The organism is Pseudomonadota bacterium, assembly GCA_026388275.1.
Classification (GTDB): domain Bacteria; phylum Desulfobacterota; class Syntrophorhabdia; order Syntrophorhabdales; family Syntrophorhabdaceae; genus JAPLKB01.
Genome location: JAPLKB010000017.1, coordinates 46884 through 73203 on the forward strand (window position 1 = coordinate 46884; position 26320 = coordinate 73203).

At 41.0% G+C, this 26320-nt stretch carries 22 protein-coding genes; 10 read left to right on the top strand and 12 right to left on the bottom strand.

Going from position 1 to position 26320, the window contains the following annotated elements:
• Window positions 1–156: 156 nt before the first annotated feature.
• From NT010_04845 to plsY, 3 genes are all read right to left on the bottom strand, one after another.
• Window positions 157–1377 (bottom strand): response regulator, encoded by a 1221-nt coding sequence (locus tag NT010_04845; GenBank protein ID MCX5805383.1) that lies wholly within the window; start codon window positions 1375–1377, stop codon window positions 157–159.
• An 83-nt stretch (window positions 1378–1460) separates the two neighbouring features.
• Complete coding sequence (locus NT010_04850) at window positions 1461–1760, bottom strand: hypothetical protein (protein MCX5805384.1); 300 nt, start codon at window positions 1758–1760, stop codon at window positions 1461–1463.
• 267 nt (window positions 1761–2027) lie between these two features.
• Window positions 2028–2612 carry a glycerol-3-phosphate 1-O-acyltransferase PlsY gene (plsY, locus tag NT010_04855; GenBank protein MCX5805385.1) on the bottom strand — a complete coding sequence of 195 codons (585 nt, stop codon included), beginning with the start codon at window positions 2610–2612 and terminating at the stop codon, window positions 2028–2030.
• Between the two features lie 546 nt (window positions 2613–3158).
• Here plsY and NT010_04860 point away from each other — a divergent pair.
• Window positions 3159–3359 carry a hypothetical protein gene (locus NT010_04860; GenBank protein MCX5805386.1) on the top strand — a complete coding sequence of 67 codons (201 nt, stop codon included), beginning with the start codon at window positions 3159–3161 and terminating at the stop codon, window positions 3357–3359.
• Between the two features lie 240 nt (window positions 3360–3599).
• Here the strand turns inward: NT010_04860 and NT010_04865 are convergent, their stop codons facing one another.
• The gene (locus NT010_04865) at window positions 3600–4751 is read right to left on the bottom strand and encodes a reductive dehalogenase (protein ID MCX5805387.1); all 1152 of its coding nucleotides are present in this window, start codon (window positions 4749–4751) and stop codon (window positions 3600–3602) included.
• A gap of 202 nt (window positions 4752–4953) precedes the next feature.
• Here NT010_04865 and NT010_04870 point away from each other — a divergent pair, with 202 nt between their 5' ends.
• From NT010_04870 to priA, 5 genes are all read left to right on the top strand, one after another.
• Complete coding sequence (locus NT010_04870; GenBank protein MCX5805388.1) at window positions 4954–5952, top strand: LysR family transcriptional regulator; 999 nt, start codon at window positions 4954–4956, stop codon at window positions 5950–5952.
• A gap of 224 nt (window positions 5953–6176) precedes the next feature.
• A complete protein-coding gene (locus tag NT010_04875) occupies window positions 6177–6626 on the top strand; it encodes an Lrp/AsnC family transcriptional regulator (protein ID MCX5805389.1) in 450 nt (149 codons plus the stop codon).
• A gap of 34 nt (window positions 6627–6660) precedes the next feature.
• A complete protein-coding gene (gene polA, locus NT010_04880) occupies window positions 6661–9267 on the top strand; it encodes a DNA polymerase I (protein ID MCX5805390.1) in 2607 nt (868 codons plus the stop codon).
• A gap of 104 nt (window positions 9268–9371) precedes the next feature.
• Window positions 9372–10196, top strand: coding sequence for a glutamate racemase (murI, locus tag NT010_04885; protein MCX5805391.1), 825 nt, complete (start codon window positions 9372–9374; stop codon window positions 10194–10196).
• On the top strand, window positions 10193–12160 hold the full coding sequence (gene priA, locus NT010_04890; GenBank protein ID MCX5805392.1) for a primosomal protein N': 1968 nt from the start codon (window positions 10193–10195) through the stop codon (window positions 12158–12160). Before murI ends, priA begins: the two co-directional genes overlap by 4 nt.
• Before the next feature lie 214 nt (window positions 12161–12374).
• Here priA and NT010_04895 read toward each other — a convergent pair whose 3' ends face one another.
• The 8 genes from NT010_04895 to NT010_04930 all read right to left on the bottom strand — a co-directional run bounded on the left by NT010_04895 (window position 12375) and on the right by NT010_04930 (window position 19751).
• Window positions 12375–12632: a hypothetical protein gene (locus NT010_04895; protein MCX5805393.1), complete on the bottom strand. Its 258-nt coding sequence runs from the start codon at window positions 12630–12632 to the stop codon at window positions 12375–12377.
• Window positions 12633–12783: 151 nt separating this feature from the next.
• Window positions 12784–14175 carry a sigma-54 dependent transcriptional regulator gene (locus NT010_04900; GenBank protein ID MCX5805394.1) on the bottom strand — a complete coding sequence of 464 codons (1392 nt, stop codon included), beginning with the start codon at window positions 14173–14175 and terminating at the stop codon, window positions 12784–12786.
• A complete protein-coding gene (locus NT010_04905; GenBank protein MCX5805395.1) occupies window positions 14165–15493 on the bottom strand; it encodes an ATP-binding protein in 1329 nt (442 codons plus the stop codon). The genes NT010_04900 and NT010_04905 overlap by 11 nt, the downstream gene beginning before the upstream one ends.
• Before the next feature lie 148 nt (window positions 15494–15641).
• A complete protein-coding gene (gene gltX, locus NT010_04910) occupies window positions 15642–17000 on the bottom strand; it encodes a glutamate--tRNA ligase (protein MCX5805396.1) in 1359 nt (452 codons plus the stop codon).
• A 17-nt stretch (window positions 17001–17017) separates the two neighbouring features.
• Window positions 17018–17491: a 2-C-methyl-D-erythritol 2,4-cyclodiphosphate synthase gene (gene ispF, locus NT010_04915; GenBank protein ID MCX5805397.1), complete on the bottom strand. Its 474-nt coding sequence runs from the start codon at window positions 17489–17491 to the stop codon at window positions 17018–17020.
• Window positions 17488–18186, bottom strand: coding sequence for a 2-C-methyl-D-erythritol 4-phosphate cytidylyltransferase (gene ispD / locus NT010_04920; protein ID MCX5805398.1), 699 nt, complete (start codon window positions 18184–18186; stop codon window positions 17488–17490). The genes ispF and ispD overlap by 4 nt, the downstream gene beginning before the upstream one ends.
• 3 nt (window positions 18187–18189) lie before the next feature.
• Complete coding sequence (locus NT010_04925) at window positions 18190–19248, bottom strand: TRAM domain-containing protein (protein ID MCX5805399.1); 1059 nt, start codon at window positions 19246–19248, stop codon at window positions 18190–18192.
• Between the two features lie 5 nt (window positions 19249–19253).
• Window positions 19254–19751: a CarD family transcriptional regulator gene (locus NT010_04930; protein ID MCX5805400.1), complete on the bottom strand. Its 498-nt coding sequence runs from the start codon at window positions 19749–19751 to the stop codon at window positions 19254–19256.
• Window positions 19752–19986: 235 nt separating this feature from the next.
• On the opposite strand from NT010_04930, the gene gltX (NT010_04935) reads away from it, so the two are divergent.
• From gltX (NT010_04935) to NT010_04950, 4 genes are all read left to right on the top strand, one after another.
• Complete coding sequence (gltX, locus tag NT010_04935; GenBank protein ID MCX5805401.1) at window positions 19987–21393, top strand: glutamate--tRNA ligase; 1407 nt, start codon at window positions 19987–19989, stop codon at window positions 21391–21393.
• A 94-nt stretch (window positions 21394–21487) separates the two neighbouring features.
• Window positions 21488–24823, top strand: coding sequence for an AAA family ATPase (locus NT010_04940; protein ID MCX5805402.1), 3336 nt, complete (start codon window positions 21488–21490; stop codon window positions 24821–24823).
• A 555-nt stretch (window positions 24824–25378) separates the two neighbouring features.
• Window positions 25379–25510, top strand: coding sequence for a hypothetical protein (locus NT010_04945; protein MCX5805403.1), 132 nt, complete (start codon window positions 25379–25381; stop codon window positions 25508–25510).
• The coding region (locus NT010_04950) for a hypothetical protein (protein ID MCX5805404.1) at window positions 25507–26320 on the top strand (814 nt) is incomplete at its 3' end. The genes NT010_04945 and NT010_04950, both read left to right, overlap by 4 nt.

Consider the following 26320-nt stretch of genomic DNA (forward strand, 5'->3'; position numbering starts at 1 on the left):
TATGCTATTTAACTATGATTTTTTATTGAAATCAATTTAAAATCAACAAAGCTGAATTACATAAAGGATTATTTAAGACCATTACAAAATCCGCAAATAATTTTTTAAGCCTGTTCCGGAATGTCTGTATCAGGGAGCAAAAGAATGCACGCCAGCCTAATAAACCTCGTTTTCTGTTATTGCCTGGCATGCTTTCCGCCATTCATCAAGCTTGTTGGCCCACATTGAGGATGCAAAAAACTCACGTTCTTCCTGATGCGTTGTTTCTGTTTGATTTGTAGTTTCTTCTATTTCATATTCTAAAACATTTGCAATCTGGACAGCGCCCAAGGCACTAAATGCTTTCATATCGGTCCGATCAAAGTTATGGTGGAACTGGACGGTTTCTGCAATTATATTCGGCAGCCCCCATAATCCTATCAAATAGCCGCCGACTTCTGCATGTGTGGCAGAGTTCAGTACTTTACTTTCTGCTTTATGTATAGGAATACCTTCCTCTTTTGCCAGTTGCCTGATCTCTTTGTATTCTTTCGGGAAGTTATAAGCAAGAATAGATTTTCCCACATCATGCAGTATCCCTGCCGTTAAGCATTCATCGATCACTACCTGATTCTGATTCTGTATTTTTGCGATTGTTTTTGCAAAGAGCCCAACCCTGAGGCTATGATTCCAAGCTCGTGAGATATCAAGGGCATGGACTTCAGCAGGGTCAAACTGGGAAAAGATGTGAATTGTGAGTACCAGTGTTTTTATTGTGTCAAGTCCGAGTAAACTGACTGCTTGAACAAGGTTGGATACACGATATGACAATGCAAAAAACGCAGAATTGACGAGCTGCAGCACTTTGGCTGTCATCCCTATATCACGGGCAATTATATTTGCAACCCGCAGGACAGAAGTATTCTGATGTTTCAATTCCGCAGTAATCTGGCTATAGAGAGACGGCATGCTTGGCAGCCTGTCAATTTTTGATATGACATGCCTGACAGGATCGTCAATAAGAAGGTCCTGGAATACAAATTCCTGCTTAATAGTAGATTTCAATATTTCCGGGTCACATGGTTTAGAGAGGTATTGGTGGGCAGCCAGGGCTAATTTCATTATTGATTCTTCTTCAGAGTGACCGGAGAGGGCTATTCTGATAAGATGGGGATATATATTTCTTACCTCATTCATCAACTGGTGACCGTCCATATCGGGCATGACTATGTCTGAAATTATAGCATCAAACGGTGCCTGACTGAGACGCTCAAGAGCTTGTTGACCGCTGGTTACAAATTCCATGTCCCATTCTGCGCTTTTGTCGCTGAGCATCATCTGAAAGGCTTCGAGAACTTTAGGTTCATCATCCACAAACAGGATGCGTCTCTTTTTCATGGGTTCTTTCCAACCATCCTTGTTTTGACTCTTCTCATAGTTAGTTCACTCCTTCGTATTTATCGGCAAGAGGGAGGCGGATGTTAAATGTTGTTTTTTGCCGGCCGCTGTCTTGCGAGCAATTGCTCTGCTGTGTTGTCAACAATGACTGATCGGATTATGGCGAAGGCATGGTTGATGCTTGTATCAGGTTTGTCTGAGGTTACCTTAAAAAAACCCATTGTAGTGTTATAAGAAAGATTACGATATTTTACTCTGCTGACAACAAAGGCTTTCTCGCCCTTAGCGAGTTCTAATTGAAGAGGCTCAAACTCCTTAATGTACCGGTGCGTTGACTCTAATTTTTGAATTAACTGTTTTGCTGTTTTTTCTTGATCTTTCATAGTACGGCAATATTAAATGTCGTTAATTGTTCTGCTTATCAATCCATTGTATACAATACCATTATGGCAGATTGAAGTAAAGTAATAGATAAACCTTTTTATCTTCAATCAGCTCCGGGGCTGCAACAGCCGGTGAAACCCTATGAAAATAGACAAGCAGGTATTGTACGGAAAGGATCCAAAAAACGATCCATCTGTATTTCAATGTATTTTTCATGCCTTTATCCGGATATACAGGGTTGTCGATGCAACTATGCATATGAAGGATCAGCCTGAACGGCCGAACCTGCTTTCCTTGCCCGCAGCAAGCCTTTTAATATTATCCTTGTGTTTTATGAAGATTAAAATGCCCACTGCAAGAGAAAGATAAGTATATTCCATTGGTGCTTTCAATGTAATCAGAGCTAAAGGCATAACGCCTGTCCCGATAAGTGAGCCAAGGGATACATAACGCCATTTAGCAAACACCAATATAAAGACAATTATACTTATCAATATTGCATAAGGGTTTATTGCTATGTAAACGCCGAGAGCAGTTGCAACGCCCTTACCTCCTTTGAACTTCAGATAAGCGGGAAAGAGGTGTCCAAGGAAAGTGGCCAATCCTATTGCAGCAATTACAGGAGAGGGCAAGCCGGAATTGGTAGCTATCAGAGTCGGGATAAGTCCTTTCAGGATATCCCCTATGAGTGTAAGCAGGCCAAAGGCTTTGCCTGCTGCCCTCATAACATTTGTAGCGCCTATGTTGCCGCTCCCTGTCTTTCTCGGATCAATCCCCTTTATTTTGGACAGGATTACGCCAACCGGAACAGCGCCAATAAGGTATGCAACTACAAAATAAAGGATATACATGGTCATGGTTTAATAAGGATATTAATAAAAAACATCCTTCGTTGTCAATAAAGCTTTGCACGGATAAGCGGCTTCGCGGTTTTCTAAAAGCAAGGATTTCTCGCAGCAATGCTTCCCTACACGTCCAAGAGAAACGTCTGCGAATGCGCACACTGCGTGGTTTCCCAGAGGCATTGATTACCAAGAGAAAGAGGGGTTATTGCTTCCCAAAGTTATTTCTTTTCTAAAAAATATCCCTATACCTAACACGTCCAAGAGGAACGTCAAGCAGTTTCTTATTTTTTAACAAACGCTATATATTCCCCCGGAACCCTCTCAAACGCGGTGGTGTCCAATGTGGACACCATTATAGAAATCTCCGGAAAGTCTTACACATCCTTGTTCCGCACGATATCCCTATTAAAACTCGTTCCTAAAATTCAGGACGTAATTGTCACTCCGCTGTCGTGATTAAACCGTATCAGTGGAAAACTTCCTGTTTCACAGGGATGTCTCTTTACTGCTAACCTTGGAAGTCCTGACTTTTTTACCATATTTGATGAAATAATGGAGACGCCTGTAACCAATGTTAAATTAGAGAAAATGCTTACCGCATACAAAAGAAGAAAACTGGAATCAGCATACCAGAAACCCATACCTATTAAAAAGAAGGTTGCTGTCTTACAAAATGCAAAATCATACTTTGAGAAAAAGACCGGGATGTATGCTAAATCAGATATTCAAACATTCCTTGATGACTATTTTTAACACTTGCCAATCGAGCACACAACCTTGCGGCCTTGATCGTGAATTATGAGATGAAATGTTAGTTTTATGAACAACATCTTTGGTGCAAAGCAACAAGACCAGGCCCCCGGCTTTGTCAGCCAAGAGCTAAATCACAGGAAGGGAATGATTAGCCACCCTTCAGCGGCATAATCGAACAATAGTGGCAAGTCTGTTTCTCAGTGGACCGGAGAATGCTTTTACTGAATGAACCCGGCTCGTTTATTTCCAGGCTTCTTCCGTTTTGACCCGACTGCCATAGCCGACAAACTTGTCCATCCCCACAAGCACGGGGTTCAGCCAGGATGCGTGTTTAATCAAGAATCTTGCCGTATCATGCAGCTTTCCGGGCTGTTTATTATAAGAGCAGACGCGGACGCAGTTGCTACAACTCCCGTTGTTGCGCGCCCAAAAGTCGAGACATTTTTCAGGATCGATATACCATTTGTATATACCATTGTTATTCGAGATTGTTGGTCCGTCAATCGTCGGTTCGCAGAAGCTGATACAGACACCAGGGCACTCTTCGGCGCACCTTTTACATGCCCTGCAGAACCCTGTTACACCGAACTCAACAGGCTTGTCAGGCACGAGAGGTAAGTTGGTAAAAATCTTGCTGAGCCTTACCCTGGGGCCAAACTTCTCCGTTATCAGCATCCCGTTACGTCCAAGTTCACCAAGACCTGCATCAATGGCGATGGGTACGCTCAACGCAGTGTCATTACCTGTAGGGATTGCCTTGTAGCCAAGGCTCCGAATATAGTGAGCGAGCGACGAGGCAACAAAGGCCATCATTGAATAACCCCGGCCGGTCGATGAGAAACCGCCTAAAGCAGGGGACGTTTGCATGAGTTCATAAGGCATCTCGTGTGCCATGACAATGGCGTATTGAAACTCTTCGGGGATTTCTACGGGAACGTGTTTATGGGTTTGGGGGTGGAAGCTGTGCGAATAGAGCCAGCGCCGGTCGAGTTTACAGATCCCGACGAGAGAAGCGCCTATGTAAAGCGCCGCCTTCTTAATATTCCTGCTCATCTCCTCGGGGTCAGAGACTTCCCATTTTTCTCCCGGTTCCATGCGATCCCGCAATGCCCGTTCCGCCTCATCCGGAAACCACGTAAAGAGACCTTCGTTCCCCGTCATGTTCCCGAAGCCCCACCAGCGCTCCATGTACCACATTGACATGCTGAATGCCCAATCCCTCATTGTGTAGCCCGGTGTTTTCCTGAAGTGCTTTACGCTGTAATGGCGCTTGCCGATATCCAGTATTCGGCCATCAGATTTTTCCGGATCCCTTGGCCGCATATACATCGTGTTTCTCTGGTCGAAACGTCCCACTTCTCCTGACCCTATCTTTGCCCTGAGCTTAGCCATACAACCTCCCCGTGATTTACTTGACCTTCTCTTCGCCACGGCAAATAAACCCACTATTTGTACATTCGAAATGGGGGAAAGTCTATCCATATGTGGCAAATGTCAAATGTTCGAACCGGCTTACCATTTCAACTCCGCCCCGAAGGACATACATAAATTATAGAGAATCTTATTTGCAGTTCAAGACATATTTTGTCATGACTTGATAACAATCCGTTTCCCGGATGAGGTAAGGGTACCTCTTGCGCTCCAGGCATTATGCGGGTTAAAATTAAGTGTGTTAAAACTCCCGCAGATTAATGTCTCACAGCTTATCACCTTCTACTTTGTCGGCAAGGAAGAGAATATCAGCGCTGCCTCTGAAAGGCTTTGCATAACACAACCAGCTGTTACGAAACAAATCAGGGCATTACAGAATCACTTCGGGGTTAAACTTATCCACGTAAAAAAGAGAAAAGTCCACTTGACCGAGGCAGGGCGTACACTGCTTCAGTATGCCGAGGAAATATATCATTCAGCAATCAACGCTGAGACTTTTCTCCAAGGAGATCGAAATTCAAATCTGCGAGTTGGAATTTCCAGCTCTTTGACTGCCTATCTGACCCCAATCCTTGACAAATTCAAGGAATTAAACCCTTCTAAACTTTTAAGTGTAAAGGAAGGCGCCTCTGTGCAAATTGTCGAGGAACTCCTTGATTTCCAACATGATCTGTGTGTTGTGCCTCCACTTTTTAAGGTAAGTGGTGAGCTACAGGTTTTCCGCATTCCGGAAGTTGAAAACATGGTGCTTGTTACCTCTCCAAGCGACGGACCGGCAATGAAAAAACATCTTACCTGGAATGATCTTCAGGGATATCCTTTTATACTTCACCGCGAGGGGTCGATAGTAAGACAATTGATCCTTGATTTCTTCAAAGAGAGAAATATTAAAGTATCTCCTGTTGCAAATATTGACAGCATAGATTTCATGAAACAATTAGTTCAAAAAGGGAAAGGCGTGGCCCTGATGTTATTTTCCAGCGTGAAAGAGGATGTGGCTGCAAAACGACTCAAAATCATTCCAGTTACTGACAGTGACTTCAAAATGGGAATAGATATTGTGATACAAAGGGGCATACGCTTTTCACCGGCCTGTAGAGCTTTTCTTGTTCTTTTGGAAGCCCATTTTGACCGTGAGATAGTTTCATCACTCGAAGCATAGGAAGACATTCTTCGGCATATTCTTTTTCTGCAAGGAACACATGATTGCCACATATAATAACGTACTTTACAAAACAGAAATAGGATAACAACTATAGGAAGTTGTTTGTGCCTCTAAAAAAATCACGCAGTATGCATTTCAGGCGAAAACCACGCAGTGTGAACCTATTTCCCCTTTTATCGTTACTTTGAAAACAAACTGGTATAAAATAGAAGATCAAAGAAATGATAATGGACGAATTTGATAAAAAAATATTGAATATGATGCAGGAGGAATTCCCTGTCGCTCAGAGACCCTTTGCTGAAGTGGGGAAATTCGTTGGTCTGGATGAGAAAGATGTGATCGAGAGGGTCAAAAGGCTGAAAAATGATGGCTATATAAGAAGGATAGGGCCTATCCTTGAACGAAAGAAGCTTAAATATGTAAGCACTCTTTGCGGGGTACGTGTGGATGAAGGCAAAATCATGGACTTTGTAGATGAGATCAATAAACACAGCGGTGTTACCCATAATTACGAAAGGGAAGGTGATTTGAATATCTGGTTTACCATTGCTGCAAAAACATGCGATGATATTGAAGTTTTTCTTTCGGACCTGGAAAAGAAGCACGCAGTTAAAATTTACCGTTTCCCTGAAAAAAAAGTATTCAAGATAAAAACCTATTTTCCGGTTTAACGATGGGCTCTGCGACCGCGCAAGGAAAGTGTTAATGACTGAAGAATCAGAACTTATAACTCAGCAGCAGGAAACCGGTATAACCCGGAGGATCTTTCTGGTTGACGGCCATTCCTATTTATACAGGGCCTTCCATGCTACGCCATATATGTCCAACTCAAAAGGCATACCAACCAATACAACCTATGCCTTTATCAGTATGCTGAAGAAACTCATGAATGAAGAAAAACCGGACACCCTGATCGTAGTCTTTGATTCAAAGGCACCATCTTTCCGTGAAGAAATCTCAAAGGCATATAAAGCGCAAAGACCTCCCATGCCGGACAACCTTTCAGTCCAAATTCCCTATGTAAAGATGGTTATGGAGGCAATGGGCATACCGATACTGGAACAAGCAGGGTTTGAGGCCGACGACATCATCGGTACCATAGTAGAAAAGTTCAGAGAAGAAAATGTGCAAATGTATATTGTTACAGGCGATAAAGACATGATGCAGCTCGTATCAAACAGGGTTTTTATCCGTGATACAATGAAAAACCTGTTAATAGGCGAGCAGGAAGTAATGGAAAAATTTGGTGTTAAGCCCTCCCTTATGACAGACTATCTGGCATTATGCGGGGATACCTCGGACAATATACCGGGCGTGCCAGGTGTTGGCGAAAAAACTGCGAAAGAACTCATAGACAGCATCGGGTCAATAGAAGAAATTTATGAGCGCCTCGAAGAAGTGAAAAAGATATCAGTAAAGGAAAAGCTTGTTGCAGGCAAAGACCTGGCCTTTATGAGCAAGGAACTTGCAACAATCAGGATAGATGTGCCTATCGGCAAGGAAGTCGAACATCTTGTTCAGAAAGAAGAAGACTCGAATGCCTTAAGGAGAATTTACCGGGAGCTTGAATTTACTTTACTTTATAAGGAGATTGGGGCAGAGAACACAAAGAAAAAGGCATCGCAGGAAATAGAACTTTCCTCCTTAAATAGGAAAAATGTGGCAATCGTTACAAATTTTCAGGGTAAAAGCCCTAATGATATACATTTGGACGGGTTTGCCGCATTTGACAATGAAGGCGTTTACTTCTCCAGGAATGAGGATGAACTGATTGACATCATGGGCAGTGCGGAAGAGGTCGTAATCCACAATATAAAACCGGTTTTACTCTTCTTATTAAATAAAGCTGACGCATTAAATCCTTTTGCATTTCATCCTTTGCCTCTCTTCTCTCACCTATTTTTCGACACTATGCTCGCATCATATCTGCTCAATCCCTTGAGAAAAGATTATGGAATCGGCGCTATTATAGAGGAGCATATTGATGCAGATATATCTTCCGCCGATGTAAAGCATGTCCTGATAGAAACTGTTCAATATCTATTTGAACTGAAAGACATACTGACTGAGAAAATGGAAAAATTGGAGCTGACAAACCTTTTTCATACAGTAGAAATACCACTTGTAGAAGTCCTTGCCTGTATGGAAAACACCGGCGTAAAAATCGATCGGAAGATACTTAACGAGCTTTCAAGGGATTTTGACAAAAGACTTACCGGCATCATGAAGGAAATTTACAGCCTTTCAGGGGAACCCTTCAATATTAATTCTCCGCAGCAGCTTTCCCGCATCCTTTTTGAAAAATTACATCTCACGCCAGGCAAAAAAACAAAGACAGGTTATTCAACAGACATAGAGGTTCTTGAGAAACTCTCTTTGGTTCACCCGCTGCCAAAGGAGATTCTCGAATACAGGACTCTTACCAAACTGAAAAACACCTATATCGATGTCCTGCCTACCCTTATAAACCCTCGTACAGGCAGGATACATGCTTCTTTTAACCAGATGGTCGTTGCTACGGGGAGATTAAGCAGCAGTGATCCGAATCTCCAGAACATCCCTATACGTGGTGAAGAAGGAAGGAGAATACGTGAGGCCTTTGTAACGGAAGAAGGTTTTTTACTCCTTTCTTCGGATTATTCGCAGATAGAACTCCGGGTTCTTGCCCATATTTCGAAAGATGAGCTTCTTACAGATGCCTTTTTAAAGGATGAAGATATCCATACAAATGTGGCACGGGAGGTCTTTGGGGTACAGGCAGGCGATGTTACGCAGGAGATGAGAAGAGTTGCGAAGGTGATAAACTTCGGCATAATCTACGGCATGAGCGGCTACGGACTTTCGAAAGAACTCGGTGTTTCGCAAAGAGATGCCCAGAATTATATAGATGAGTACTTTATAAAATATAAAGGCGTAAAAGCCTATATTGAGTCAGTACTGGAAGAAACTCGCATCAGGGGTTTTGTAAGGACGCTCTTTGGAAGGGTCCGTTACATACCGGAGATCAATAATCGTGATGCAGCAGTACGGCAGCTCGGCGAAAGAACTGCCATGAATACGCCTATCCAGGGTACGGCAGCAGATATCATCAAAATGGCGATGGTGAGTATTCACAGAAGGATCAGGGAAAACAGGCTTGCCTCAAGACTCATTATGCAGATTCACGATGAGCTTGTCTTTGAAGTGAAGCAGGATGAGTTTGTTGATATGGAGAGGATTGTAAGGCATGAAATGGAGCATGTGATCAACCTTGCTGTACCTCTGAAGGTATCTCTTGGCAAGGGCAGGAATTGGACGGAAGCCCACGATTAGCTTTATGCTAATATTCCTGATCCAAAATATTTTGTGAAAAACTCAGGAAACTCCGAAGACCTTATTAGCTTGACATTTCCCTGTATCTAAAATAATCTTTTCCCATGAAAACGCTTTCAATCGGTATGTTTGATTCGGGCATAGGGGGGCTTACTGTACTAAAGGAGGTAAAGGAGCTGCTGCCCTCAGAACACATCCTGTACCTTGGCGACTCGGCAAGGCTTCCTTACGGCAATAAATCTCCGCAAACCATCACAAAGTATGCCCTTGAAAGTGCAATATTTTTACTCACAAAAGGGATAAAAGTCCTTGTGATTGCCTGCAACACGTCCTCTGCCCTGGCGCTGGACATTCTCAAAAGAAAGTTGCCTATCCCTGTTCTGGGTGTTATTTCCCCGGCAGCGGCAGAAGCGGTGCGTTGCACAAAAACAAAAAAGGTAGGCATTATTGGTACAAAAGCCACAATAAACAGCATGGCCTATGAAAAGGCTATAAAGAAGATCGATCCCGAGATAGAGGTGCTGGCAAAATCATGTCCTCTTTTTGTTCCAATTGTTGAAGAAGGGCTTGAAAATGATGGTGTTGCCTTCCTTATGGCAGAGAAGTATCTGGAAAATTTTCAGCATTCAGGGGTTGACGTGCTGGTCATGGGTTGCACACACTACCCTATCTTGGAGCATGTTATTAAAAAAGTTATGGGTAAGGACGTAAATATTATAAATACCGGATGTGAAACCGCCAAAGAAGTGATGCATACCCTTGAAACAAACAATATTGTCAATGACACAGGGAAAGGGGGATGTGATTATTTTGTAACTGACTCCCCTGATACGTTTAAGGAAATAGGCGGCCGCTTTCTCGGAGAAAAAATATCACATATAAAATATCTCAAAAGCCTCGATTATAATGATTTTTTGCTTTCTTCATGATTGTTCATGTTGCGTTATCTATACCAATAGCTAAAACATTTTCATATTCGGTGCCGGAAAAGTGGGAGTCCTTTATAAAACCATTTTCAAGGGTTGCCGTCCCCTTTCACAACAGGACATTAACAGGTTTTATTGTCGATATTGAAGAAAAAGATGATGCAGGCCTGAAAGCCATCAGTGACATAATAGACATATTCCCCTTAATTGACGACAAGATTATCCGTTTGTGTGAATGGGCTTCCCGTTATTATGTAACGCCTATCGGTATGGTGCTTAAATTTGTCCTCCCGCAAACGCTTAAGATTGAAAACTACATTTCCATCAGGAGTCTGGAGTCGTGCACATCAGCATTAGAGGGAGTTCCCTTGAAAAAAGCGTATAAAAATCCTGGAAAAGATGCAATTATTCAGTCTTTTCAAAACGGTTTAATAGAATTCCGGGATAGTTTTACCGGTAAAATCTTTGCCCCATCCCGGAAGACATACGGGGGAGATGGAGCTTTCGAAAAAAAGTTATATATTGGGGATATAGAAAGCCGCATTGCATATTATATGAAATGTATATCCGAATATATAAGTGAAGGGAAAAACGTTCTTATGCTGCTTCCTGATTACAATTCGGCAGGAGTGTTTTATCACAAGGCTTTTATTGAGAAGTTTAAAAATAATGTAATCTGGTATGGGTCGGCTATTAAAACCAAAACAAGGATGGATGCGTACTTTAAAGCGAGAAACGAAAAGGGTTTTTTGATCCTCGGCAACAAGAGCTGCATATTTTTGCCGATACTGAACCTTTCCCTTATCATTGTTGAGAGACAAGAGGAAGATGAATACAGAAATGAAGAAGGATTTAATTTTAATGCGAACATGTTAGCCTTGAGATTGGCTGAATCAGAGCATATCCCCATTGTTTTCGGAAGTGCTTCACCATCTATGGAAATGTTTAAATATGGAGAAGAAGGGAGATTCACTGTTATTGGAAAAGAGCAGCAGATAGACAGGAAGTACTCGGTAGTTTTGATGGATAAAAGCCTTGCCGCACAAGCTGATTTGCCGGATAAACTCGTGGCTGTTATAAAAGGAGCGGTGCAACAGAATGAAAACATTGCTGTATTTACACCGAGAAGAGGCTACATATCTCACATCCAGTGCCTCGAATGCAAAAGGACATTTTTATGCCCTTTTTGCGAAGGGTTATTGGGCCTAAATAAACAAGATAGTGTGCTTGTCTGCGGCAACTGCAACAAAAGCTTTACGTATGAAGATAAGTGTGTTTATTGCGGCAGCAATCTTATCCGCCCCTACAATATTGGTACGGAATATATTGAGGAAAAGCTTAAGACACTTTTTCAGGACTCTCATATTGTAAACATCACTGCGGAAACTATTAAAAAATTTAGAAAAACAATGTCCGACATTTCGGATAGCCGCAGATTAATTCTTGTAGGAACCCAGTCTCTATCCAAGATATACGGTATGCATACAAATAAACTGATTTTTGTCGGATGGGAAGAGCTGGTCAGGATGGCCGGATACAGGTCAGAGGAGAAGATGTTCCAGATTTTTATGAACTTATTGGACATATTGAAGCCTGAAGAGATTTACTTTTTCATGGACAAAAAGCTTGCTGTTAATCCTGCACGTTTTTTTGGTTTGGAAAAATTCTATACTGAAGAATTGAAGAAAAGAAAAGCTGCTGAATTTCCGCCCTATGTGAGATTTTTTTTGATAGATGTTGAGAAAAAAGAGGAAAAAACAGGCTTGAGAATACTTGATAAGATAAACAATATCCTTGAACAGGAAGGGTTAATCGAACACGTAACAGGTCCTATGAAAGAAAAGAGGAAAGGTTTTTACAAATGGAAGTTGATCCTGAAAGGTGATGAAATGCTCTTGCAGAAAGCCCTTTTATCCATCTATGGTTTGCCCGGTGTGCATATTGAAGCAGACCCGATGAATATTTAGAAGACATAGGACAGATAAGACTTATAGGCCATATATTTCTATTTTCAAATCGAAGATGTAATGACTTACCCTACAGCATCGTGTGGGGCAATCAAGGCGGCAAGCTGGTACCCGAACGAAGCCAACGAAGTTATATGATTGAAGGCGAATTGGTATAAGACATAAAAAAAGAGGGTGGATAACTCCACCCTCTTTTTATTATCATGTTTTATTGTTACTTTGCTGGTGCCGGTGCCTTCTCAGGTGCCGGAGCTTCTTTCTTCTCTTCTTTCTTCTCTGCTTTCTTTTTTGCTTTCTTTACTTTAGCAGGTTTCTTTGCCTCTGCTGCTTTCTCAGGAGCTGCTGCTTTCTCAGGTGCTACTGCTGCTGCCTTCTCAGGTGCAGGAGCTGCTGCCTTCTCTGCTGCAAAACCCATTGACACGAATGCAACGCTGATTACCAATGCGAGAACTAACATTAATGCTTTCTTCATAATATTTTCACCTCCTTTTTATTTTTTAACTTCATGTTCTATAGTGTTGCATATGCTGTGCCATAGAACAAAGACATTGAAAAAACAGGATATTTTAAATATCGGCTAATAAAAGGAGGCTCATATTTTCGTGGTTTCACGAAATATCATATTACTTGTTCGTGATATCAAGAATGTCACCCTTTTCTTTCAATTTTTTCACCTTGAACCACAATTTATCATATGGCATATTGAGAAGCTTTGCTGCCAGCGAAATTTTTCCGTCCGCTTTGAAAAATGCTTTTTTTATAAATTCTTTTTCTATTTCTTCGAAGTTTACACCTTCATCCGGAATATTTATATGTTTTGCAAGGTCTTTCCCGTTTTCATTTTTAACCTCTTCGGGCATATACTCTATGCCAATAATTTCTTCTTCGCACATGATATAAGCCCGTTCAACAACGGATTGAAGTTGTCTTACATTACCGGGCCAGGCATATTTCATAAGAAGGTCTAACGCCTCATTTGCAATAACCTTTTTCTTTCCATGTGCTTCATATAATTGCTTTAAAAAATGTTCAACAAGAAGCGGGATATCCGTTACTCTTTCCCTGAGCGGAGGAATAGAAAAGGCAATCACATTTAGCCTGTAATACAAATCTTCACGAAATCTCCCTTTTGAAATTTCTTCTTCGAGTTTCTTGTTTGTTGCTGCGACTATTCTTACGTCAAGCTTTATGTTTTCTTTCCCGCCGATTCTACGTATTTCCCTTTCCTGGATTGCCCTCAATAATTTTGCCTGGGTGCTTAAGGTAAGGTCACCAATTTCATCAAGGAAAAGGCTACTCCCGTTTGCCTGCTCAAATAGGCCAATACGACGTGCTAGAGCACCGGTAAAGGCGCCTTTCTCATAGCCGAAGAGCTCGCTTTCAAGCAAAGTTTCAGGTATGGCAGCGCAGTTTATCGCAAAAAAAGGTTTATTTTTTCTTGGGCTGTTATAATGAATACTTTTCGCAAAAAGCTCCTTTCCTGTCCCGCTTTCCCCGTATATCAAAACAGTAGAATTTGTAGGGGCAACCTTTCGCACTATCTTAAAAAGCTCTCCCATCCTGCCGTGAATGCCGACGATATTGTCCAGGGTGAATCTGTCAACGAGCTGATCCTTCAGCATAATATTGTCTTTCATGAGCCTTGACTGATTCATTGCATTGTTTATCACGAGAAGTAGTTGATCTTTTTCAAAGGGTTTTTCAAGATAGTAAAAAGCGCCGAGCTTTGTCGCTTCAATTGCAGATGGTATGGAACCATAAGCAGTGATAACGATGACATGACATATTTTGTTAAATGTTTTCACTTCTTTAATCACTTCTGTGCCGTCTATATCGGGAAGTCTCAAATCGGTCAGTACTATATCGAAAGAGCTGTTTTTTAAAAGTTCAATTGCTTTTTTCCCACAATCTGCGTCTTCAACATAGAAACCTTCCTTCATAAGGATAGTTTTTATGATATCCCGTTGGTTATTGTCATCTTCGATTACAAAAATACTGCCTTTATCATACTTCATAAACAGGTATCCTGATTTTCATTTTCGTTCCTTTGCCTATTTCGCTTTCTATAGATACGATCCCTTCGTGTTCTTCGATAAATCTCCTTGTAACGGCAAGTCCCAGACCGATACCGAGTTTCTTTGTGGAATAATAAGCCTCGAAGATTTTTTCAATGTCTTCAGAATCTATGCCTTTTCCATTGTCTGTTACGCTGATAAAATAGAAGGTATCTTCCTTGCCGAATTCTACAACAACAGCTCCTTTATCCTCAATGGCCTGAACAGCGTTCAGCAACAGGTTTATAATGCAGAGCCTCATATATTCCCTGTCGCAATACATGGGTTGTCCATCGCCCTCAGGTACAACATTTATATCAATACCGTTTCTGATCTTGTCTTTCAAAATGTGGAGCGCTTCATTGATGAGTGTTTTTGGCAATATCCATTCCTTGTTCAATGTTATTGGTTTTCCAAGAAAAAGAAAGTTATGGATGAGACCGTTAACCCTGTATATCTCATTTGTTACATTATCCAGGAGCTTTACGAGGTCTTCCTTGCCCTGAATATTTTCCTCCTCGATCCTCTCTTTAATATGTCCCACCGATAATGACATAAAATTTAAGGGATTTCTGATTTCATGAGCTATTCCTGATGAAAGTTGACCTATCATGGACAGTTGTTCTGTCTTTTTCAGTTTTTCTTCCAGCTCCTTCCTTTCCCCCAACTTATCAACCATATCATTAAAACTTTTTACAAGTACCCCGATTTCATCTTTACGGTTCATGTCCTGTATATTTACCAATTCTCCTTCTGCTATCCGTTTGCTTGCCTCGGCAATCCTTTTTATCGGTTCGGTATATTTTTCTGCGATAAGGAGGCTGAAGATAATGCCGATACCGAAAGCAAAGATCATGCTCAGGACCCTTGTAAGATGGTTTTTTCGCTGGAGGAGCCTGTAATCATCCAGTACCATGTTAATGTGTATATACCCTATGTTTTGTCCTTTTATGGATACGGGCATAATTACATTATAAAGCCGCTGGGTGTCTTTTTTACTATCCTCACCAAGCCGGGCGGTAATCATCAGATTCTTTTTTTTGACTGTCTTTTTTTCACTCAGTTTTTCCTTGGTGCCAATCTTTTTTGGATCGGAGCTGGCAATTACCTCGGAATTATCACTTAAAATAGATATTTCTTTGATCCCCTTTTTGTTTAACATGTCAACATAGCTTTTTAGCCTTTCTGTGCTGCTGCCTTTATATGTCAGCTCTTCCACACTTATCTGAATAGCCTTTGTAATGTCGTCGATGTTTTCAGTTACTTTATCTAAAAGCATTTCCTCTGTTCTTGAATATATAATTGTTAGAGAGCTTATTGAAACGGCAAGTAAAAAAAAGAGTATCAAAAGAAGCTGTGTTTTTAGAGAAAGATTACGAAAAATATTCTTTATTGAGGTATAAAACGTTTTTATGAACATCTCATTCTCACGGAATCAGACTGATGGAGCTGTTTATCCTTTTTATTATAGTTTCTTTCGGAATCAAATGAAATATCTCTCCCAGCGGAGGCCCACTTTTTCTGCCCGTAAAGATTATCCTCAGTGCCATAAACATATCTCTTTTTTTAATGTTTGTTGTGTCTTGAAGTTCGTGTATTAATCTTTCAAAGGTAATACTTCTATCACTTTTAAATACTGCATCTATCGCTTCTATAATTGCATGAATATCTTTTTGTGCTTTCAAATAGGCAATGCCTTCCTCGTCAATATCAGATCCGTCAAAAATGTTTAGCAAATCTTTAATTTCATTTAATGTTCTTGCATTTTCTCTTAAAAGCAGTACTTTTTCCTTTAAATCAGGGGGAAGCCCTGTATCTTTAAGGAGAAGCTCTGCAGAAGTATTTCTAATGTACTCCTTGTTAAACCACAGGAGTTTATCCATATCAAAAACAGAATCGGATGAGGACAGGGAATTGAGCGAAAATGTTTCAACAAGCTCTTCCATATCCATAAGCTCTTTTTTTACATTCCTCCCGATAATGCCGACATAATTCATTAAAGCCGTCGGCAGTATTCCTGTATTCCGGAACTCCCTGATGTTGGTAACCCCATGTCTTTTGCTCAAAGGTTTTTTATCGTCGCCTGTAAGCAATGAGTGGTGTGCATATTGTGGCGGTTCATGACCCAACACCTCAAAGAGCATTATCTGTTTGGGCGTGTTTGATATATGGTCAGCCCCTCTGATAACATGGGTGATGCCCATAAGCATATCATCCACTGTTGCAGCAAAATTATAAGAAGGCGTATGTTCCTGCTTAAGCAGTATAAAATCATCCACATGATCACGTGGAAAATCAATTCTTCCATGTATATCGTCAATAAAAATAATCTGTTTTTCAAGAGATTTGAATCTTACCACATAAGGTCTTCCTTCCTGCTCCATCGACTTTACCATGTCAGGAGAAAGGTGTCTGCATGTCCCGTTGTATTTTGGGGGTTCGCCTTTCTTGAGCGAGTTTTCCCTCATTTGCTCAAGGTCTTTTATAGTACAGAAACATTTGTATGCGGCATTTTTTTCGAGAAGTATTTTTGCATAATCCAGGTATATGTTAAGCCTGTCAGACTGACGGATAGGCCCTTCATCACATGCTATGCCGAGCCAATGCAAATCTTCTATTATAGACGCTTCATATCTTGCGTCGGACCTTTCTATATCCGTATCTTCAATACGGAGAACAAGACTTCCCTTGTTCGCTCTTGAGAAAAGATAATTTATTAGTAACGTTCTTGTATTGCCGATGTGTAAATACCCTGTCGGGCTTGGTGCAAATCTTACTTTAACCATTTTGCATATTACCTCTGTTACTTATCTTCAACCAGGGATACTGCATAGGCTGCTATACCCTCCTTCCTTCCGGTAAAACCAAGGCCTTCAGTACTTTTTCCCTTTATGCTTACCTGTCCTGTTTCTATGTTAAGGATGCTGGCTATTTTTTCGCATATTGCCATTCTGTGAGGATATATTTTCGGTTCTTCAGCAACTACAACAGCATCTATATTTACGACCATGAACTCCTTTTTTTTCAAGAGTTCTGCCACATACGAAAGTATGTTAATACTTTCAATACCTTTTATACTTTCATCGGAATCAGGGAAGTGTATGCCTATATCGCCTTCCGAGATAGCGCCCAGAAGCGCATCACAGATGGCATGGAGAAGAACATCGCCATCCGAATGGCCAAGAAGCCCTTTATGAAACGGTATTTCTATCCCGCCAAGAAAGAGTTTTCTCCCATCGACAAGGGCGTGAACGTCATAGCCGATGCCAACCCTCATATAGTGCCTTTTAGCTGGGAAAGCATGCCTCTTGCAATGGTTAAGTCTTCGGGGGTTGTAATTTTTATATTGTAAGGAGAGCCTTCAACTACCTTTACTTTTTTACCCATGTTTTCTAAGAAGGTAGCATCATCATACCCGTAAAGTTTTTTTGTTATGCCTTCTCTGTATGCCTTCATTATCATATCGTATTTAAAAGTCTGAGGAGTTTGTACATGCCAAAGTGAGTCCCTTTCCAGGGTTTTTACAACAAATCCTTCCTTTGATACTACTTTTATCGTATCCTTAACGGGCAGGGCCGGGATTATTGCATCAAACATTTCCATTAGAAAAATGCCTTTTTCAATAAAGGCAGGCGAAACGAAAGGCCTTGCTCCATCATGAATTATCACGTTATCGCAGGGATGCTCTATTGCTTCAAGCCCGTTTTTTACAGAATCCTGCCGCAGGCGTCCACCTATAACAAGCTTCATAATTTTGTTAAACTTGTAAGTCTCAAGAATATCTTCCTGCATAACAGGCAGGTCCTTCTGATTTACTACGAGATAGATGCCGTCTATTTGCCTGCACTCGTCAAAAACCTGTAATGTATGAACAATAATAGGTTTATTGTCGAGGAGTAAAAATTGTTTATTTATGGATGTACCCATCCTTTTACCGGTACCGCCTGCCAGTATAATAGCAATGGTCCTCATATTTTATCTCACTTGTTCTTCTATTTTATACTCATCGGGAAAATAAAATTCCTTTTCAGCCTGCCCTTTCAGCTTTGCAAATATCATTCTTCCAGAAGTGGTCTGCAATACACTTGTTACAACTACATCAACAGCCTTGCCGAGGAGTTTTTTTGCATCGTCAACAACCACCATGGTACCGTCGTCAAGATATCCGATGCCCTGACCGAATTCCTTTCCTTCTTTAAGTATCTTCGTGTTCATCTGTTCGCCCGGCAGTATTGCTGGCTTCAACGCAGTCGCCAACTGATTCAGGTTAAGCACCTCAACGCCCTGTAATTCAGCTACTTTGTTGAGGTTGTAATCATTAGTCACAATCTTTCCATCAAGTTTTTTCGCAAGGGCAATAAGTTTTGTGTCCACATCTTTAAGTTTTGGGAATTCGTAGTCAACAATTTTTACTTTCACATAGGCCTGTTTTTGCATCCTGTGAAGAATGTCAAGCCCCCTGCGCCCCCTTGTTCTCTTTATGGGGTCCTGATGATCTGCAATGTGTTGAAGTTCGTATAATACAAACTGGGGGATAATAAACGTACCCTCAATAAACCCTGTCTCGCATATATCGGCGATTCTCCCGTCTATGATCGTGCTTGTATCGAGAATTTTGGCATCCTCGGTTTCCTCCATCTTATCAAGGAGCGGAAGTTTTGAAAGGTCAATTGTTTGGCTCTTTTGTTCTCCTATCCTGAAACCGAGATAACCCATGACGAAATAGAGGAGGATATAGATATATATGGGCAGGTTTATGGGTCTATCCTTAATAAGGGCAAGAGCCAAAAGAATTTTCGAAATGAAGAGATTTGTAACAAAAAGGCTTAATGTAGCACCTATCAAACTCCCAAAGATCGTTTTAAGATGTACGTCTTTCAGTTTGTTTTCAAGCTTAAGGATTGTGTAGCCAAGAGCAAGACCTCCTATGGCCCCGAAGAGTCCCAGGAAACCGTTTGAAAAAATCTCTTTTATGATTAGATATCCTGTGGTTGTAGTAACTGCAACCATTAAAACCTGGATGATTATATCCACAATATTTAGTCCTTGTAGTTCTTTAAGAATATACCTTCTATCTCTTCTTCAATTTTCTCTTCTTCTTTCTCTAATGCGACGGAGAGTTCTTTTTTTATTAAGTTCCTTGCTATTTCAAACATCTTCTTCTCTCCGAAAGAAAGTTCCTTCCAGACTCGAAGACTGTAAAGCTCCCTTAATACCATTGCGACCTCGAATATGGAGCCGCTTTTAATCTTTTCCATATATTCTTTGTACCTTCTGTTCCAGGGGGCATTATCATGCGCCACGTTTCTGTCTTTCAATATTTCGTAAACCCTTTTCACCTCGCATGAGTCTATTACGCACCTCAGTCCGGCGCTGTTTGTTCCATCCACGGGAACCATGATCGTCATGTCCGTATCGAGAATTCTCATGACATAAAAGGACTGCTTCATGCCGCCTGAAAACTCTCTGTCCTCAATTGACTCTATTTTTGCGACACCATGGCCAGGATATACAGCCACTTCTCCTATCTCGAACATTTTGCCTCCAGTACTTTTTCCTTAATTATCCGATAGTATACCATATTTACAAATGAATTTAAATAAGTAATTGTTATTAGTAAGCATTCAGTATACATTGGGCTGTACGGTATTGTTAAAAATACATTGATGAACAAACATTTTTTCTTTATAATCTACGATCCATATACTTTGCTCTGATACTTAAAAAATATTTAATCATGAGCCAAATGCTGAATTTATTTCAGGAGGTAACTTGACAGTTAAAACGAGATTTGCACCAAGTCCTACGGGGTATCTTCATATCGGGGGTGCGAGAACAGCCCTGTTTAATTATCTTTTTGCAAAACATAATAGCGGTATATACACCCTGAGGATAGAAGATACTGATGTGGAAAGGTCACAGGAAAAGTATGTTGAAGACATTCTGGGCGGTCTTGCCTGGCTTGGCATAAACTGGGATGAAGGACCATATTTCCAGAAGGACCGTATGGATATATACAAGGAACATGCCTATAGGCTGCTTGAGGAAGGCCATGCGTACAAATGCTATTGCAGTGCTGAAATGCTCGAGGAAAAAAGAAAAATAGCCCTTAAAGAAGGAAGAAAACCTGCCTACGACAGGACATGCAGGGAGCTCAAAGATCAACCAGGAGACAAACCCTACGTGATCAGGTTCAAAACACCGCTTTCAGGCGAGGTAAGCTTCGACGATATTGTAAGGGGCAACATTACCTTCAAATGTGAAGAACTTGATGACCTCATAATATTCAGGAGCGATAACACTCCGACTTATAATTTTACTGTTGTCGTTGATGATGCATTAATGGGTCTTACCCATATCATCAGGGGTGATGACCACATAAATAATACCCCGCGCCAGATAATTATATATGAGGCGCTGGGATATAAGCCACCCATGTTTGCCCATGTACCGCTGATCCATGGAAAAGACAAGGCTCGTCTAAGCAAAAGACACGGTGCAGTTTCCCTTCTTGAATATAAAAACGATGGTTTCCTGTCCGAAGCACTTTTGAATTACCTGTCCAGGCTCGGATGGGCACATGGAGACCAGGAGGTCTTTTCCAGGGAAGAACTGATAGAAAACTTTACCCTGGAACATGTAGGCAAATCACCTGCAATATTTGACATAGATAAACTTTTGTGGCTTAACAGCCATTATCTGAAAACACTACCTGAGCAAACCATTGCAGATCGACTAATCCCGTTTCTGGAAGAAATCGGGATAAAAATGGATCAAAAAGAGAGAAACATGCTTATCCCTGTTGTGAAAAACCTCAAGGAAAGGGCAAAGACCATGAAAGAAATGGCTTTGATGGCCAGATTTTTCTTTACCGATGATTTTGAATATGATGAAAAGGCAAGGGAAAAATTTCTTAATATTAATACGATGCCTATTCTTGATTCTTTTTTGTCCGGTATTAAAAGTTTTGCCTTTACTGATGAGAACGAACAAAAGAAGCTTATTGAAGGCATGGTACAGACATTCAACAAAAAAATTGTAGATATTATTCAGCCGATACGGGTTGCGCTTTCAGGAAAAACAGTAAGCCCTGGAATATTTGAGGTTATTGCCATCCTTGGAAAAGAAAGTGTAGAGCAAAGGATAGAAAGAGCGATCAAATTTATAAAAGAACAATAGAAATAAGAATTAAAAAGTCAAAAATAAAGAGAGCTTATAATAAATTAATGCTGTTTTTCCTGTATAATCCCACTAATCCCCGGAGTCTTTTGTTATGAGGCTGACGGGTCTTGAACTATTTGGTTTCAAATCCTTCCTGAACAGAACAGTATTTCATTTTGACCACGGTATCTCGTCTATTGTGGGCCCAAATGGTTGTGGGAAGAGTAATATCGTTGATGCAATCGTCTGGGCGTCCGGGGAAAGGGGCACAAAATCCTTACGCGTAAAAGATATGGGCGATGTTATCTTCCATGGAAGCGACGGAAAGCGGCCTGTTAACATTGCAGAAGTTGCCATTGAACTTTCCGACGGCAACAAGGATTTTATTGTAAAAAGAAGGATATACCGGGACGGTTTGAACGAATATTACTTAAACGGAACACTCGTAAGATTAAAGGATATCCAGGATTTTTTCCTCGGAAGCGGCATAGGTCTCAACGCCTATGCAATCGTTGAACAGGGGAAGATTGAATCTTTCATTCAGATGAAACCTCATGAGAGAAGGGTCGTTATCGAAGAGACAAGCGGCATCACCCGTTTTGAAGAGAAAAAAAGGGAAGCCATCGTAAGGATGGAAGAGGTTAAGGCGAACCTGGAAAGGGTGGAAGATATATACAGCGAGGTAGTGCGTTCGCTCGAAAAAGCTGAGACTGAATGGGACAGGTGGAAGATATACAAATCCTTTGCTGATCAGCAGGCTGAGATAGATTCATTGATATTGATAGACGGCTATAAAAAACTTACAAAAAAGATAAACAAAGCAAAGGAAAAAAGGGAGAGCCTTGACACAGAGGCTGCGGCAAAGGAGGAGGAAAAAAACAAACTAAAAAGAGAGCTTGCGGCTAAAGAAGAAGAATTTTCCCTGACAGAAACCGTAACAAGACAACTTGAAGTCGATATTAAAGGAAAAGAAAAGGATATGGAGAACAGGCTCCTTGAAATCGACTATATTGGCGAAGAAGAAAAAAGGTTTGAGAAAGAATTGGAAGAATTGATAAAAGGGAATGAAAAATTAGAGGAAGAGATTACACAAAACAGAGAATCAATAGAAATACTAAGAAAAGAGCAGGGAACACTAAATGCTTTGCTGAACGAAGGAGAAACGGAAGCAGGCCGACTGAAGACAGTTATGGAAGGATTAAAAACCGGCACAGAAGATCTTGAGAAAACTATGGAGGAAGAGAGGGTTAAACTCTTTGTTGTCATGAGCAGTATGTCGGATATAAATAACCGGATATCAGAGATAGAAAGGGCGGCAAAAGACATAGAGAGAAGGAAGCAGAAAAAAGCTGAAGAGCGTCAACGGTTTAAAGAAAGAATGGGTGCTCTGGAGTCAAAACAAAGGGCGAATATATCAATGTTGGAAAGCCAGAAGCACCAAATGACATTGCTTATGTCCGAAAGGAATGATGCATTTACGAAAAGGGAACATCTCAACAGCGAAATCGGCAATAAAAAAAGAGATTTGGAAACATTAAAGGCTGAGAAAAAGGGAAAAGAGGAGTTCCTAAGACAGATGAACAGTTTTCGGGAAGATGTGCCTGAAAAACTTCCCAATACAAAAAAATTGATTGATATGATTAAGGCAGATGAGGGTAAAGAGAAGCCCCTTGAGAGATTTTTTTCCAGGGAAATGGGGTATCATGTTCTCACGGATGGAGATACGGATGCAATTGCAGCAACAGCAATGAAATATGATGAAAATTTTATCTTTTTTCCGGAGAAGGGTGTATTTACCTTTAATGGAGAGGAAGTGGATATACATGTTAAATGGATCTCCGGCATAGAAGAAGGACTTGCAAGGATCGAAGAAGGGGAAGAGGGTATATTTATCAATGAAGATGTTCTTGTCGACTCAAGAGGTTTTATCCTACAGGAAAGGGCTGAAAAGAGAATCGACATAAAACAGTTCAGAGAGATGAAAAGGATCCAGAATGAATTAAAGGCAATACAAATGGATATTGACCGGTTCATCTCAATGATAAAGGGTGTGGAGGATGAATTCTATAACTGCGATAAGACATATAAACAGGCAAAGAGAAATGCTGAAGCAAAAGAAGATGAGATAAAAAAGACCGAAAAAGAAATGGCAATAACAGAAACAGAGATAAAAACAGCAAGGGAAAGACTTGTTGAGCTTGATTCCGAGATTGATATTTTTGAGGAAACACCGATGCATGCCATTGCCGGTTTGCTCGAAGAAAAGGAGACGTATGACAGAGAAAAGGAAGGTATTGAAGAAAAGATAGGATCCCTTAAAAAAATATATGAAGACAAAAAGAAAGCATACGAGGCCGCTTCGTCGGACTGGCACGAAATTACTATAGATATGGAAAGAAAAAGAGGCCGTATAAAGTCTGCCCATGAAGACATAGAGAGAAAGGAAGGACTGATAAGGTATTCCCTTGAAGAGATATACAGAAAGAATGAGAAGGCAGAGAATATAAAGAAGGACATCAACGGATGTTTAATCAAGAAAGAAGAATTGGAAAAAGATTACGGGAAACTGAAGGTAATGTGCGAGAAAGATATCGGCAGATATGAAGAATTGAAGGAGACCTCGGGCACCCTTCATATGGAAAGGCATAATTTTCAGGAAAACATCGATGCAATCGAAAAAGACATGGAAAGAGTGAGGAGCAGAAAAGAAAATATAGAGACTGAGATTGCTGTTTTCATTGAAAAGCTTGATACTGTTGTCGAAAGACTCATCAACGCATACGGGATCACAAACCCTGAAGAAATTAATATTCCTGCAGGCAGGGACCTGGAGAACGAAAGGGAAAAGATTATCGAGGGATTATCGGACCTTGGGGAAGTGAATTTCCGTGCCGAGAAAGAATACAGTGAATTGAAGGAAAGGGCGGTATTTCTTGAAAATCAGAAAGAAGATTTAAAAAATGCCATGGACTCTCTTAAGAAAACAATATTGAAAATTGACAGCCTCTCCAAGGAGATATTTTTTGAGACATTTGAAACAGTGAATGATGCTTTTAAAAAATTCACTTTCATGCTATTTAAGGGAGGCAACGGATATCTCTCTTTCAACCATGACATCGCCGGGGTTGATATGTTTGTGCAGCCGCCGGGGAAAAAAACTACAAGAATGGAGCTTCTTTCCGGAGGCGAAAAGACCCTTATTTCTCTTTCATTACTCCTTGCACTTATGGATACAAAACCTTCGCCATTATCGCTTATGGATGAAATAGATGCGCCTCTTGATGATGCGAACATTATGTCTTTGATGGAAATTATCAAGATTATCAGCAGCAAGACCCAGATAGTCCTTATTACCCACAACAGAATCACCATGGAGTTCTCAAATACAATCTACGGTATCACAATGGAAGAGGAAGGTATTTCAAAGGTAGTATCGGTACGTCTTTAAACCGCCCAGGGATTCAATCATACCAATTTGCCTTCAATCACATAACTTTGTTGCCTCGTGCTATGAATGAATCCGAATTAGTATCAATAGATGCCTTGCAGCTCTACTTCGGGGCAACTACATTCCCTCGCCCCTTGCGGGAGAGGGCAGGGTGAGGGGGAATAATAATGCCCCCATTCTTCTGATATCTCGCAGTTCTGCTGCGGAGAAGTTCATTTCAGAATAAAAAAGATTAAAAAATCGTTGTATTTCTTAATTCTGTATACACGAATACAAAATATTGTATACTATTGTAAATCTTAATATGTAGTATATTCATACAGTTATGTTTTTTATAAAGTCTACGTATGTGACATTGCTCATTTTTTTATTGACATTTTTATTGATAAGGCTATCATAATAGGCAAGGGAAAAGGTTTTGGGGAACAGAACTAATATATTTCACAGTCAAACATTACCGGACCTCTTTAGTAAAAACGATTTTTTATTTAATTAAAATACTTTTAAAGGGGGTGAAGTAGTAAGGGGTTTAAAAAAAAGAAAGGAGGGTTATTTATGCAACCGGTAGATCCAAATTTAGTTCAAGAATTAATGTTTTCATGGTATGTATGGGGCACAGTCTTTGCCTTTGCCTTTGCATTTACCATTATTGGAACATATCTTGTAACAAGGGGGTGGAAAGAATGAATCCACAAGTAGCGAAGTTCTTACCAATACCCACACCGACGGCGGAGATGATCTGGGCAGGAAGTCTCGCCGTTGGTATCCTACTTCTTCTTTCCGTGCTCCTCGGCCTTGCAGGAAAGAAGCAATGGAAAACCTTTGATGAATATCTTGTCGGCAAACGCGATATAGGTCCCGTTGTCACCGGTGCCGCCCTCTCTGCCACGTACATCTCAGGATGGGCTTTCTGCGGAAGTACCGGCATTGTTTACGCAGTGGGTTTTTCAGGCATGTGGTTTGCCGGCATATGGAGTCTCATCGGCATTATCCCCTGCATCTGGCTCGGGGCTTTGAAAACACGGGATTTTTCTAAAAAGCTCGGCGCAGCCACGCTCCCTGAAACAATCGGGCGAAGGTTCGAATCGAAAGGCCTTCAGACTGTTATTGCCGCATCAATGCTCATTTTTCTCTTCCTTTATTCGGTCGGCCAGTTGAAGGCAGGCGCTACTGTCTGGTTTGCCATGACAGGGCTTTCTCCGCTCTGGTGCTTGCTCCTCTCGGTCTTTATTGCATGGCTTTACATGGTGCTGGGCGGATATGTAGGTAACCAGTACGCAATGGCCTTACAGGGACTCGTGTTCTGCGTGGTAGGTACCTTACTTGGCATATGGGCTCTTATTCACGCGGGCGGTTTCTATAATATAACCGCAGGACTTGCAGCGCAAAACCCGAGCTTGATGGCGCTTATCAACCCGAAGCTCCCGCAGCTTGGGGCTACGCAGCTCTTTTCGAGCTGGATCGGCATTCTTGCCACGCCGGTCATCTTCTTTACCA